Source organism: Ruegeria sp. G7 (genome assembly GCF_056535465.1).
In genome coordinates this window covers 2,522,152-2,534,398 of sequence record NZ_JBQFIL010000001.1, presented here as the reverse complement: position 1 = coordinate 2,534,398, position 12,247 = coordinate 2,522,152, and the positions used below count along the sequence as shown (strand labels likewise).

Sequence of the window (12,247 nt, the reverse complement as noted above, 5' to 3'; positions counted from 1 at the left end):
TCACAACAGCTGGACCGCCCGTGACAGAAACCGCTCCCGTCATCGAGATCAAGAACCTGCATAAAAGCTTCGGACATCTCGAGGTGCTCAAGGGAGTGGACATTACCGCCCATCGCGGCGACGTGGTGTCTTTGATCGGCTCGTCCGGGTCCGGGAAATCCACCCTTCTGCGCTGCTGCAATCTGCTGGAAGACAGCCAACAGGGCGAGATCATCTTCAAGGGTGAGCCTGTTCAGTGGACCGGCAGCCAGCATAATCGCCGTCCGGCAGATGCCAAACAGGTGCTGCGAATCCGGACCAACCTGTCGATGGTGTTTCAGCAGTTCAATCTGTGGGCCCATATGACCATCCTGCAAAACGTGATGGAGGCCCCCGTCACCGTGCTGGGCCGCGACAAGGCCGAGGTCGAGGACAGCGCCCGCAAATATCTGGAGAAGGTTGGTATCGGCGACAAATGCGACGTCTATCCGGCGCAGCTGTCGGGCGGCCAGCAACAGCGTGCCGCGATCGCGCGCGGGCTCTGCATGGAACCCGAAGCACTGCTGTTTGATGAACCCACCTCGGCGCTGGATCCCGAGCTGGAGCAGGAAGTCATCAAGGTCATCAAGGATCTGGCCGCCGAAGGCCGCACCATGATCATTGTGACACACGACATGAAAATGGCGGCAGATATCTCCAGCCATGTCGTGTTCCTGCATCAGGGCCTGATCGAAGAAGAAGGCACGCCCGAAGATATTTTCACTGCCCCTGAATCCGAACGGCTTCAGGGCTTTCTCTCCGCCACTCAGGCGGCATAATCAACGGACAGAACCAATAAGGGGAGTAACAATGAAAAACCTGATTCTGACCACTGCAGCACTGGCGCTGACCGCCGGTATCGCCATGGCCGACACCGTTCGCATGGGGACCGAGGGTGCCTACCCTCCGTACAACTTCATCAATGACGCCGGCGAGATCGACGGCTTCGAGCGTGAAGTTGGCGACGAGCTGTGCAAGCGCGCCAATCTGGACTGCGAATGGGTCAAGAACGACTGGGATTCGATCATTCCGAACCTCGTTTCGGGCAACTACGATACCATCATCGCGGGCATGTCGATCACCGACGAGCGTGATGAGGTCATCGACTTCACCCAGAACTACTTCCCGCCAGCGGCTTCTGCCTATGTTGGTGCGGCAGATGGTGTAGACGTGTCCGGCGGTATCGTCGCGGCGCAGACCGCGACCATTCAGGCTGGCCACGTGGCCGAGTCCGGCGCAACTCTGGTCGAATTCGCAACCCCGGAAGAGACTATCGCAGCCGTGCGCAACGGCGAAGCTGATGCCGTTTTCGCCGACAAGGACTTCCTGGTTCCGATCGTCGAAGAATCGGGCGGTGAGCTGGTCTTTGTGGGCGATGACGTGCCGCTGGGCGGCGGCATCGGCCTTGGCATCCGCGAATCCGACGCAGAACTGCGCGGCAAGTTCGACGAAGCCATCACCTCGATGAAAGCGGACGGCTCGCTGAACGAGTTGATCGTGAAATGGTTCGGCGAAGGCGTTCCGACCTACAACGCTGACGGCTCGGTTGTAACCAACTAAGCCCTCCGACCAACGGTCCGGCGCGTCAGCGCGCCGGACATGCCCGGACCTGAGACCGGGCCAGACGTTCGAAAGACGCCTATGTTCTCGTATTGCGCTGATCCTGACACGCTGGGCACGTTCCGCTGGTTCTCGTGCTATCTGACCAATGGCGTCCACTGGTCGTTCTACCTGTCTTTCCTCAAAGTGCTGGGCCTGCTGGCCGTCACGGCGCCCGTCGCACTCAGCTTCGGCTTTGCCGGGGCGATGGCAGCGCGGTCGCATTTCCCGCCGCTCAGCTGGTTGGGCAAAGCCTATATCGCCATCGTGCGCGGCGTTCCCGATATCGCGTTTTTCCTGTTCTTCGTGATCGCACTGGATCAGGGGTTCGAATGGCTGCGCCATAAGGTCCTGTGCCCGGAATGGACCGACCCGATCCGGCAGGGCAACGATTTCATCGTCTGTCAGGCCGCAAAGCTGCCTCTGGGCAGCGCACCTGAATGGATGCACGAGACCTATGGCTTTTTCCTGGCGGTCATCACTTTCTCGATCGTGTTCGGAGCGTTCGCCGCCAACGTCCTGTTCGGCGGCATGCGCGCCGTGCCTCATGCGCAACTGGAAACGGCCGAGGCCTATGGCATGACCCGCCGCCAGACCTTCTGGCGCATCCTCGTGCCGCAGATGTGGGTCTACGCCTTGCCCGGACTTTCCAACCTGTGGATGGTACTGATCAAGGCAACCCCGCTGCTGTTCCTGCTGGGCATCGAAGACATCGTCTATTGGGCCCGCGAACTGGGCGGTACCAAGACATCCCGCTTTACCGACTATCCCCATGGCGACTGGCGCATGTGGTATTTCCTCGCCCTGCTGATCTTCTATCTCGGCATGACCCGCGTGTCCGAGATCGGGCTTGAGAGACTGATGCGCCGCCTGTCCCACGGTCAGGCCACATCCGGCGGAGAGCTGCTGCGCAAGGAGACGACCGCATGAGCTGCCTCCAGACCATTCAGGACTATGGCCTGCGCTCCATCGGCTTTGGTGAGCGCCTGTTGCCACGGAACGACTTTACCTTGTGCGAGCAATTCACCCTGATCGGCTCGGGCATGATCTGGAATGTCTATTTCGGCCTGATGGCGCTGGCGACGGGTTTCTTTCTGGCCACCGCGCTGGCCGTCGGGAAGGCATCTGCCAATAAATGGCTGCGCAAGCCGTCCGAGTGGTTCATCTTCCTGTTCCGGGGCTCGCCGCTGTTCATCCAGTTCTTCTTTGCCTACTTCTTTTTCCTGTCTCTCAAAAAGACCTATCCCATGTTCGACGCGTTCACGTCGGCATGGCTGGGCGCACTGATCGTTCTGTTCTTGAATACCGCCGCCTACTCCGGCGAAATCTTCTATGGTGCTCTACGCTCGATCCCCAAGGGCGACATCGAAGCGGCAGATGCCTACGGCATGTCCGGGTGGGCGCGGTTCCGCCGCATCATCTGGCCAACCATGCTGCGGCTGGCCTGGCCCGCCTACACCAACGAGGCGATCTTTCTGTTCCATGCCACGACGCTTGTCTTCTTCTCGGCCTTTCCAGCCTGGCAACAACGCGGCGACGCGCTGTATTACGCCAGCTACTTCGCGGACAAGACATTCAACCCGTTTGTCCCCTATCCGATATTGGCGTTCTATTTCATCCTGCTGACGCTGGTCATCGTCTGGGGCTTTGGCATGGTCAACAAACGCCTGAACAGGCACCTGCCTGAGGCACGCAAAACCAAAATGCGTTTCCGATTAAACCTCGCGCGCTAATCCCAATCGACAGGGTTCAGCCGAAACAACTTGGCAAGCTGCTCGTACACCTGCGGCACCTCGTGCTGCAGCGCGCGGGGGCGCTCAAAGAACACCTCGACTGAAACTGCAAAGAACTCCTCGTGCCCGGTCGCCCCATAGGGATCGATGACGGTGCGGCGTCCACTTTCAACGGCCTGGACGTGGTGGTCGTAGGCGGTCAGGAATACCTGCTCCCACTCGGCAAAGCTCTGCCCTTCGCTCAGGATTGGCACACCATTGGTGCCCCCGGACAGATCGTCGATTTGGTGCGCGAACTCGTGCAGCACGACGTTGTGCCCATCATGATCGTCCAGCGCGCCCTGCTGGCTGTGCGCCCAAGACAGGATCACGGGTCCGCGATCCCAGCTCTCACCGGTCCGAACGATCTCTTTCTCGGACACAACATAGCCCGAGCGCCGCTGCTGCTTTGACTTGAAGGCATCGGGATAGATCAGGATCGTTGTCAGATTCTCGTACCAAAGGTCGCTGTTGACCACGAGCAAACAAGCCTGTGCCGCGATCGACAGCTCCATCTCTTCGGTCACGTCCAGTCCGTCACACCCGTAAAAGCGTACCTGATCCAGGAACAGGTTTACCTTGCCGTCCAGATGTTGGCGCAGAGCGGGCGGCAAGCGCCGGATGATTGGCACCTGATTGTCGATGATTTCACGCTGACGCGCGCTGAGCGGCGTTGCCAGCAGTGTCTGGCGCGCTTGCCGCTTGGACCAGAGGTAATAGGCCAGCCCGGCGGCGATCAGGAAGACTATGGTCAGGAACGCAAACATACCTGAAGACTACAAGACTCGACTGCGCGGGTACAATCACCTGCCGAACACCCATACCAATTTGATCAAATTTAGTGACAAGGTATCTCCCCTCCTTTAAACCTGCGGGAAACCGACCAACGGAGCCTAAGATGGACCTGAGCGCCCTGCACACCTTCCGCGTTGCGGCATGTGATCTGAATGGCCAGATGCGCGGCAAACGCGTGCCGCCCTCTTACGCCGCCAAGCTGGATCAGGGCGCGGTTCGGATGCCGTTTTCGGCGCTGAATGTCGATCTTTGGGGCGCGGATATCGCCGACAGCCCGCTGGTATTCGAAAGCGGCGATGCCGATGGCGTTCTGCGCCCGACCGAACGCGGGCCGGTGCCGATGCCGTGGCTTGATACGCCGACCGCGCTGGTGCCGATGTGCCTTTACGACGACCATGGCACAGCATTTGCGGGCGATCCGCGCCATGCGTTGTCGGCTGTGCTGAACCGCTATGCCACGCGGGGCTGGTCCGTGATCGCCGCCACCGAGCTTGAATTCACGCTGCTTGACTCATCGGCTTCCGCGCCGCAGCCTCCGCTAAACCCCGTGACCGGGCGCAGATTGCGGGGTGAAGCGGTGCTGTCCATGGCCGAGATGGACGCATTCGATACCTTTTTTACCGAGCTTTATGATGGCTGCGAAGCTATGGGCATCCCCGCGCAGACGGCTATTTCCGAAAGCGGCATTGGTCAGTTCGAGATCAATCTGAACCATCAGGAGGCCCTGCGCTGCGCCGATGACACTTGGCTTTTCAAGGCATTAACACGCGGCATTGCGCGCAAACATGGCTTTACCGCGACCTTCATGGCCAAACCTTACGCAGAAGATGCGGGCAACGGAATGCACGTTCATTTCTCGATTGTGGACTCTGACGGGAAAAACGTCTTTGACAATGGCGGCCCCGAGGGTACGCAAACGCTGCTTTCAGCGGTCGCGGGGTGTCTTTCGGCGATGCCGGGATCGACTCTGGTGTTTGCGCCCCATGGCAACTCTTACACGCGGCTTGTGCCGGGGGCCCATGCGCCCACCGGCGCAAGCTGGGCCTATGAGAACCGCACCGCCGCCCTGCGCATTCCGGGCGGAGCCCCGGCAGCACGGCGGATCGAACATCGCGTCGCTGGCGGGGATATCAATCCCTACCTGATGCTCGCCGCTGTTTTGGGGGCGGCGTGGGTCGGGATCGAGGATGCGATGCAACCGCCCGCACCGATCTCGGGCAATGCCTATGAGATCGACGGATTACCTCAACTGGCCGCCGACTGGCCGTCGGCGATTACCGCCTTCGAGACCGATCCGCTGGTTGCGCGTGTCTTTCCGGACGCGTTGATCCGCAATATGGCCATGACCAAACGACAGGAAATCGCACGTTTCGCGGATCACGCACCCGAGACGCACTGGCTCAGCTACCTTGAGGCTGTATGATCCCCTTGCCCGACCCTGTGGGCTTCGATAGAATAAATTTGATCAAATTTGGTGACCCATGAAAATCGGTATCCTCGTAACCGGCCATCCGCCCGACGAATTGCATGATCAGTTCGGAGAGTATGACGGCATGTTTCGCACCCTGCTGGACGGCAACGATTTCGAGTTTCAGACCTTCAACGTTGTTGACGACGAGTTCCCCGACAGCGCACAGGACGCTGATGGGTGGGTGATCACCGGGTCGCGCTTCGGCGCGTATGAAGATTATCCGTGGATCACAAGGCTGGAACATCTGATTCGCGATATTCGGGACACCGGAAACCCGCTGATCGGTGTCTGTTTTGGACATCAAATCATCGCCCAAGCCCTTGGCGGAAAAGTGGAAAAGTTCAAAGGCGGCTGGGCGGTTGGACGTACGGATTATGCATTCGAGGGTAAGACCGTAACACTGAACGCCTGGCACCAGGATCAGGTTGTCGAGGTCCCCGACGGGGCCAAAGTGATTGGTCGGAATGACTTCTGCCAGAATGCCATGATTGCCTATGGCGACACCATCTGGACAGTGCAGGCGCACCCGGAATACGGCAACGAGTTTATTAGGGGCCTGATGGACACCCGCGGCAAAGGCGTGGTTCCCGATGCGTTGATGCAGGCCGCTGCCAACCGCAGCGATGGCGCCGACGACAATCGCGAAATCGGGCGCTACATGGCAGAGTTCCTGAAGAAAGAGAGGGCCTGATGGCCGATTGGAAAGATGAGCTGCCCCAGGCGGCACGAACCTATATCGACGGCCAGCGGTTGGATGAGGTCGAGTGCATCATCTCGGACCTTCCCGGCATTGCCCGCGGCAAGGCGGTGCCTGCGTCGAAATTCGCCAAACAGACCTATTTCCACCTGCCCGACAGTATCTTCTATCAGACCATCACCGGCGATTGGGGAGAGGCTGCGGGTGAAGACGGGTTCATCGAACGCGACATGATCCTAAAGCCAGATTTCACGACCGCATCCGCCGCACCGTGGACGGGCGACTGGACGTTGCAGGTAATCCATGACGCCTATGACCGCGACGACAAACCGATCCCGTTCAGCCCGCGCAATGTGCTGAAACGCGTTGTGCAACTCTACCACGACAAAGGCTGGAAGCCCGTTGTTGCCCCTGAGATGGAGTTCTTTCTGGTCGCCCCGAATGTCGATCCCGCACAAGAGATCAAGCCGATGATGGGCCGCTCAGGCCGTCCGGCGGCGGCGCGGCAGGCCTATTCGATGACAGCCGTGGACGAGTTCGGGCCGGTGATCGACGACATTTATGACTTCGCCGAACATCAGGGGTTCGAGATCGACGGCATTACCCAAGAAGGCGGCGCAGGCCAGCTTGAAATCAATCTGCGCCACGGCAATCCCGTGAAGCTGGCGGATGAAGTGTTCTATTTCAAACGCCTGATCCGCGAGGCCGCCCTGCGCCACAACTGTTTCGCCACATTCATGGCCAAACCGATCGAGGATGAGCCGGGCTCGGCCATGCATATCCATCATTCGATCATAGATATCGAGAGCGGTCAGAATATCTTCTCGGGTCCGCAAGGGGGGGAAACCGATGCGTTCTACCACTTCATTGCGGGGCTGCAGAACCACCTTCCGGCGGGTCTGGCGGTGATGGCGCCCTATGTGAACTCCTATCGGCGCTATGTGAAGGACCACGCCGCGCCGATCAATCTGGAGTGGGCGCGCGACAATCGCACCACCGGCATCCGCGTGCCGCTGTCGGGCCCCGAGGCCCGACGAGTGGAAAACCGTATCGCAGGCATGGACTGCAACCCTTATCTCGGTATCGCGCTTTCGCTGGCCTGCGGTTATCTTGGCCTGACCCAACAGGAACGCCCGCGCCGTCAGTTCTACGGCGACGCTTATGAGGGCGATGGCGATATTCCGCAGGTCATGGGCAACGCGCTGGACCTGTTCGACGAGGCCACTGCGCTGCACGAGGTTCTCGGCCCCGAATTCGCCCGCGTCTATGGCATCGTGAAACGAGCAGAGTATGAGGAATTCCTGCAGGTGATTTCTCCGTGGGAGCGTGAGCATCTGCTGATGAACGTTTGAGCCAAGCGATGAACCTGCTCCATGCCAATGACCGCAAGGCCGAATTTCCGGCCAGCTGGTACGCCGCGACGGCCAACACCATTGATCGCTTTCCCGCGCTTACTGGGGACGTAAAGGCCGACGTCTGTGTGGTCGGCGGCGGATACACGGGCCTGTCTGCCGCCTTACATCTGGCCGAGGCCGGGTTCGATGTGGTTCTGCTCGAGGCGCATCGCGTGGGCTTTGGTGCATCAGGCCGCAACGGCGGCCAGTTGGGCAGCGCACAACGGATGGATCAGGAAGACCTCGAACGGCTGGTCGGGGATGATGACGCCGCCAAGCTGTGGGATTTGGCCGAGGACGCCAAGGTTCTGGTGAAATCTCTGATCGCCAAACACCAGATCAACTGCGATCTGAAACCCGGCGTCGCTGTCCTGGGGCTAAGTAGCAGTGAACAGCAAGAGCTTCACGACCACGCGGCGCATCTCTCGGATCGTTACGGCTATGACCAGATGGAGCTTCTGGACGAAGGCGCGGGCCATGCGCTCTGTCCTTCGCCGACCTATCGCGGAGGGTATCTGGACAAAGGCGCGGCGCATCTGCATCCGCTGAACTACGCTTTGGGTCTGGCGCAAGCGGCGGCCAAAGCGGGTGTGCGCATCTTTGAAAGCACCGAGGTAACGGGGGTCGAAGACTCCGCGCCCGCCATCGTCCAAACCGCTCAGGGCAACGTGAGTGCCGATCACCTTATTCTGGCCTGCAACGGATATCTGGGCGGGCTGAACAGCAAGGTTGCGGCGCGGGTCATGCCGATCAACAATTTCATCGCCGCGACCGAGCCTTTGGGCACAGATTCCGCCCGCGTTCTGACGCGCGACGTGGCGGTGGCCGATACCAAATTCGTGGTGAATTACTTTCGCCTCAGCGCCGACAATCGCCTGCTGTTTGGCGGTGGCGAAAGCTATGGCTATCGCTTCCCCGCCGACATCGCCGCCAAGGTTCGAAAACCAATGACCGAGATCTTCCCTCATCTGCGCGACGCCCGGATCGACTATGCCTGGGGCGGTACGCTGGCGATTACGATGCGGCGGATGCCCTATCTGACGCGCATTGCCCCGAACATCCTGTCGGCCTCAGGCTATTCCGGCCACGGTGTGGGCACCGCAACCCACGCCGGACAGTTGATGGCGCTGGCAATTCAAGGCCAGGCCGAGGGCTTTGACACCATGGCTCGCGTGCCCGCCCTGCCCTTCCCCGGCGGCCCCGCCCTGCGCAGCCCCCTGCTGGTGCTGGCGATGACGTGGTTCGCCTTGCGCGACCGGCTGGGCCTCTGATCCCTCAGATCACGACAGTTTGGTGAAATTTCGCCAATTTGGCGAAACAGGTCTTGGCGTGGGCATTTTATGACTTTATGTTTCCCAAAGGTAAAATTCGGGAAATCCAAATATGACGCTTGTACCCAACGTCCATGACGCCGAACCCATCCCCGCCGCCGCACGAGACGCCATCGACGCCCTGATGCAATCCGGCGATCTGTTCCGCTATACCGCGCCGCAGGATGCGCCGGTCGCCCTGCTTGAGGCCGAATTCGCTGCGCTGTTGGGCAGCAAATATGCGCTGGCCGTGTCATCCTGTTCTGCCGCCCTGTTCCTGTCGCTCAAGGCGCTGGACCTGCCGCGGGATGCGCGGGTGCTGATCCCGGGCTTTACTTTCGCCGCCGTACCATCGTCGATCGTTCATGCGGATTGCATTCCGGTGCTTTGCGAGGTCGGACAGAACTATCGCATCGACATGGAAGATTTCGCCGCCAAGCTGGACGGCGTGCAGGCTGTCATCATCAGCCATATGCGCGGACATACCTCGGACATGGACGCGATCATGGCGCTGTGCGATGCGCGCAATATCCCGGTGATCGAGGACGCGGCCCATTCGCTGGGCACCACCTGGCACGGGCGCAATATCGGCACCATCGGCAAGATGGGCTGTTTCTCGTTCCAGTCCTACAAGATGATCAATGCAGGCGAAGGCGGCATTCTGGTCACCGACGATGCCGATCTGGTCGCCCGCGCGGTGATCATGTCTGGCGCGTATGAGCACAACTGGAAGAAACACGCGGACGCGCCCGAGCTTGTGCAGGCCTTTGGCCTCTGGCAGAACCGCTTACCGCTTTATAACCTGCGCATGAGCAACCTCAGCGCCGCGGTGATCCGGCCTCAGATCCCTGAACTGGCGCGCCGGGTGCGTGATGGGCTGGCAAACCATGACTACGTCGCGGAGCGGCTGAACAGCTCACCCTATATCGAAGTACCCGCCCCGCTGACGCCCGAGCGCCGTGCGCCGGATTCGATCCAGTTCAATCTGGTCGACCTAAGCGATGATGAGATCAAGGCCTTCTCGGCCGCCGCCGAGGCGCGCGGCGTCAAGGTGCAGATCTTCGGCCTGAGCCAGGACAATGCGCGCGCCTTCTGGAACTGGCAATTCCTGCCCGAACAGGTCGACCTGCCGCAAACCCGCGCCATGCTGATGACCGCCTGCGACGTGCGCCTGCCCGTGCGCCTGACGCGCGAGGAACTGGACATCATCGCGGATATCCTGCTGGCCTCGGTCGGCGAAGTCGTCGGCCCGATGCCGGTTTACGGCACCTAAGTCCCCGATAAATCAAACACCTGAACAGACAAAAACAGCGCGTCGATCCCATCCGGGGTCGGCGCGATGCGCGACAATATCCCCGCCACTGCTGGGCCATTTTGCGTCTGTATCAACAGCGGGGCGCCGGAATCCCCCATCATGACAGGGCAGATCGCACGTAAAAGACCAGCCCCAAGCGCGTCGGATGTGCAGGTCCCGGTGCGGCTTAGGACATGCGGGCGCAGGCCGGGGTAGCCTGCAACATACCCTTCGTCTGACGCCTCCCCGGCGATCGCCAGAAACCCGACCTCTGCGCCAACCGGGTCGGCAAGCTCCAACACGGCCCAATCCAGATCAGCAGTATTGTCAAAGGCACCGTTCACACCCTGCGCCGGGTCCAGCCGGTAGGCGTTGACGGTCGAAACGGCGGCGGCCTGACCACGTTGATACCCTGCCGCGAAGCGAATGCTCGAAGGCGGTATCCAGCGTTTGCGGCCAGAGTTGTAAAGGCAATGCGCCGCCGTCAGAACCAGACGATCTGATACCAATACCCCGGTGCAATGGGACCGCTGACTGCGGCTGGCGAAATTGACCCGCCCGATGGCGCGCCAGGGCACCGCCGCAGCGTCCAGAATTTCCCGGCTGCGAATATCCTCACACCCCGCCGAAGCATCTTGCCCCAACGTGCACACCGGTGCCCACACCTCCGAGAACTGCCCCTGCGCCAGCGCGACCTGCCCCCAAAGCAGCGCAGCAATCGCGGCCAGCCAGCGCATCGAAGCGATCAGCTGAGCTTGGACAGTTTCTGCTGCAGCTCGGCCAGTTGCTTCTTGATATCGTCCAGATCTTCTTTCGGCTCGGACGTCTCGCTATCGGCATCCGGGCCGGACCATTTGCCCGACAGACCGCCGGTCATGGCTTTCAGAAACGCCTGTTGCTGCGCCTGCATCGCCTCGAACCCCGGCATCTGCGACATAGGGTTCATCGCGTTCATGTTCTCCATCATCTTGGATTGGCTTTCGCGCAGCATCTCGAACGAGCTTTGCAGGAATTGCGGCATCATCCCACCGCCCGGCACCATATAGCTGCGTACCAGATCGTTCAGCACATTCACCGGCAGCACGTTTTCGCCCCGGCTTTCATGTTCGGCAATGATTTGAAGCAGATACTGACGGGTCAGATCGTCCCCGGTTTTCAGGTCGATGATCTGCACCTCGCGCCCATCGCGGATAAAACCGGCGATATCTTCGAGCGTAACATAGTCGCTGGTCTCGGTGTTATACAGCCGACGGCTGGCATAGCGCTTGATCAACAACGGCTTTTCTTGGTCTGACACCGTTTACCCTCCCCAAGGATGATGCGTTGCAGCAGAGGTTATGCGACTGCAGAACAAAAAGAAAGGGCAGGTCAAGCGACCTGCCCGCAGCGATTGCACCATTTGGGAGGAATGGGTGCCCTTCGCAGTTCCTATTTTACTTTGCAGCTGCAGCTTTCTTCGCAGCGGCAGTCACCTCGTTGGTGGCTTTCTTGACGGCTGCGGTTGCATCTTCTGCAGCGTCTTTACCAGCAGCCATCAGCAGCTCGACGGTTTCGGTCTGAACTTTTTTCGCGATTTCAGCGAAAGCAGCCATGTTTTCGGCAGCAACTTCAGCCGACGCGCTTGCGAAGTCGGTTGCGGCTTTGGCGTAGTCAGCAGGCTCTGCTTTTGCTTTCGACATCTCGGTCAGCTTGGCCAGGGTTTCCTTGGTCCATTTGTTCGAGATTTCAGCCGACTTTTCAGCTGCGTCCAGGGCAACGCCCGACAGCTTTTCGTTCAGCGAAGCGGTCGATTTGAATGCATCTTCCAGAGCAGTCGTGTCAACCGGGAATGCGCCCATCATCTCTTTCAGGGTCGCGGTAAAGTCTTGGGTCTTTGCCATTGTCCTAGTCCTCTTAG

At 60.0% G+C, this 12,247-nt stretch carries 13 protein-coding genes; 9 read left to right on the top strand and 4 right to left on the bottom strand.

Going from position 1 to position 12,247, the window contains the following annotated elements; translation table 11 throughout:
- Positions 1 to 20 precede the first annotated feature (20 nt).
- The 4 genes from ACR3EN_RS12735 (at position 21) to ACR3EN_RS12720 (ending at position 3,350) form a co-directional block, all read left to right on the top strand.
- Complete coding sequence (locus ACR3EN_RS12735) at positions 21 to 797, top strand: ABC transporter ATP-binding protein (protein ID WP_480821475.1); 777 nt, start codon at positions 21 to 23, stop codon at positions 795 to 797.
- Positions 798 to 828: 31 nt separating this feature from the next.
- Complete coding sequence (locus ACR3EN_RS12730) at positions 829 to 1,578, top strand: transporter substrate-binding domain-containing protein (protein ID WP_480821473.1); 750 nt, start codon at positions 829 to 831, stop codon at positions 1,576 to 1,578.
- 81 nt (positions 1,579 to 1,659) lie between these two features.
- Complete coding sequence (locus ACR3EN_RS12725; protein ID WP_480822403.1) at positions 1,660 to 2,547, top strand: ABC transporter permease; 888 nt, start codon at positions 1,660 to 1,662, stop codon at positions 2,545 to 2,547.
- The gene (locus ACR3EN_RS12720; protein ID WP_480821471.1) at positions 2,544 to 3,350 is read left to right on the top strand and encodes an ABC transporter permease; all 807 of its coding nucleotides are present in this window, start codon (positions 2,544 to 2,546) and stop codon (positions 3,348 to 3,350) included. The genes ACR3EN_RS12725 and ACR3EN_RS12720 overlap by 4 nt, the downstream gene beginning before the upstream one ends.
- On the opposite strand, the gene ACR3EN_RS12715 is transcribed toward ACR3EN_RS12720, so the two are convergent.
- Positions 3,347 to 4,156: a M90 family metallopeptidase gene (locus ACR3EN_RS12715; protein WP_480821469.1), complete on the bottom strand. Its 810-nt coding sequence runs from the start codon at positions 4,154 to 4,156 to the stop codon at positions 3,347 to 3,349. The two genes, ACR3EN_RS12720 and ACR3EN_RS12715, sit on opposite strands and share 4 nt — an antisense overlap.
- A gap of 131 nt (positions 4,157 to 4,287) precedes the next feature.
- Here ACR3EN_RS12715 and ACR3EN_RS12710 point away from each other — a divergent pair, with 131 nt between their 5' ends.
- From ACR3EN_RS12710 to ACR3EN_RS12690, 5 genes are all read left to right on the top strand, one after another.
- Entirely contained in the window at positions 4,288 to 5,607 is a 1,320-nt protein-coding gene (locus tag ACR3EN_RS12710; protein ID WP_480821467.1) for a glutamine synthetase family protein, read from the top strand.
- Positions 5,608 to 5,665: 58 nt separating this feature from the next.
- Positions 5,666 to 6,346, top strand: a complete 681-nt coding sequence (locus ACR3EN_RS12705) for a type 1 glutamine amidotransferase (protein ID WP_480821465.1) — start codon at positions 5,666 to 5,668, stop codon at positions 6,344 to 6,346.
- On the top strand, positions 6,346 to 7,704 hold the full coding sequence (locus tag ACR3EN_RS12700; protein ID WP_480821463.1) for a glutamine synthetase family protein: 1,359 nt from the start codon (positions 6,346 to 6,348) through the stop codon (positions 7,702 to 7,704). Before ACR3EN_RS12705 ends, ACR3EN_RS12700 begins: the two co-directional genes overlap by 1 nt.
- Before the next feature lie 8 nt (positions 7,705 to 7,712).
- The gene (locus tag ACR3EN_RS12695) at positions 7,713 to 9,017 is read left to right on the top strand and encodes an NAD(P)/FAD-dependent oxidoreductase (protein WP_480821461.1); all 1,305 of its coding nucleotides are present in this window, start codon (positions 7,713 to 7,715) and stop codon (positions 9,015 to 9,017) included.
- A 112-nt stretch (positions 9,018 to 9,129) separates the two neighbouring features.
- Positions 9,130 to 10,329 (top strand): DegT/DnrJ/EryC1/StrS family aminotransferase, encoded by a 1,200-nt coding sequence (locus ACR3EN_RS12690; protein ID WP_480821459.1) that lies wholly within the window; start codon positions 9,130 to 9,132, stop codon positions 10,327 to 10,329.
- On the opposite strand, the gene ACR3EN_RS12685 is transcribed toward ACR3EN_RS12690, so the two are convergent.
- From ACR3EN_RS12685 to ACR3EN_RS12675, 3 genes are all read right to left on the bottom strand, one after another.
- A complete protein-coding gene (locus ACR3EN_RS12685; RefSeq protein ID WP_480821457.1) occupies positions 10,326 to 11,087 on the bottom strand; it encodes a trypsin-like serine peptidase in 762 nt (253 codons plus the stop codon). The two genes, ACR3EN_RS12690 and ACR3EN_RS12685, sit on opposite strands and share 4 nt — an antisense overlap.
- An 8-nt stretch (positions 11,088 to 11,095) precedes the next feature.
- Positions 11,096 to 11,647: a polyhydroxyalkanoate synthesis repressor PhaR gene (phaR, locus tag ACR3EN_RS12680; RefSeq protein WP_480821455.1), complete on the bottom strand. Its 552-nt coding sequence runs from the start codon at positions 11,645 to 11,647 to the stop codon at positions 11,096 to 11,098.
- 136 nt (positions 11,648 to 11,783) lie between these two features.
- Positions 11,784 to 12,230, bottom strand: coding sequence for a phasin family protein (locus ACR3EN_RS12675; protein WP_480821453.1), 447 nt, complete (start codon positions 12,228 to 12,230; stop codon positions 11,784 to 11,786).
- Positions 12,231 to 12,247 lie beyond the last annotated feature (17 nt).

Excerpts from the sequence above, each read along its gene's own strand:
- ACR3EN_RS12685 (WP_480821457.1), bottom strand. The coding sequence starts at position 11,087 with ATGCGCTGGCTGGCCGCGATTGCTGCGCTGCTTTGGGGGCAGGTCGCG.
- ACR3EN_RS12730 (WP_480821473.1), top strand. The coding sequence starts at position 829 with ATGAAAAACCTGATTCTGACCACTGCAGCACTGGCGCTGACCGCCGGT.
- ACR3EN_RS12710 (WP_480821467.1), top strand. The coding sequence starts at position 4,288 with ATGGACCTGAGCGCCCTGCACACCTTCCGCGTTGCGGCATGTGATCTG.
- ACR3EN_RS12705 (WP_480821465.1), top strand. The coding sequence starts at position 5,666 with ATGAAAATCGGTATCCTCGTAACCGGCCATCCGCCCGACGAATTGCAT.
- ACR3EN_RS12700 (WP_480821463.1), top strand. The coding sequence starts at position 6,346 with ATGGCCGATTGGAAAGATGAGCTGCCCCAGGCGGCACGAACCTATATC.
- ACR3EN_RS12715 (WP_480821469.1), bottom strand. The coding sequence starts at position 4,156 with ATGTTTGCGTTCCTGACCATAGTCTTCCTGATCGCCGCCGGGCTGGCC.
- ACR3EN_RS12725 (WP_480822403.1), top strand. The coding sequence starts at position 1,660 with ATGTTCTCGTATTGCGCTGATCCTGACACGCTGGGCACGTTCCGCTGG.
- ACR3EN_RS12695 (WP_480821461.1), top strand. The coding sequence starts at position 7,713 with ATGAACCTGCTCCATGCCAATGACCGCAAGGCCGAATTTCCGGCCAGC.
- ACR3EN_RS12720 (WP_480821471.1), top strand. The coding sequence starts at position 2,544 with ATGAGCTGCCTCCAGACCATTCAGGACTATGGCCTGCGCTCCATCGGC.
- ACR3EN_RS12690 (WP_480821459.1), top strand. The coding sequence starts at position 9,130 with ATGACGCTTGTACCCAACGTCCATGACGCCGAACCCATCCCCGCCGCC.
- ACR3EN_RS12675 (WP_480821453.1), bottom strand. The coding sequence starts at position 12,230 with ATGGCAAAGACCCAAGACTTTACCGCGACCCTGAAAGAGATGATGGGC.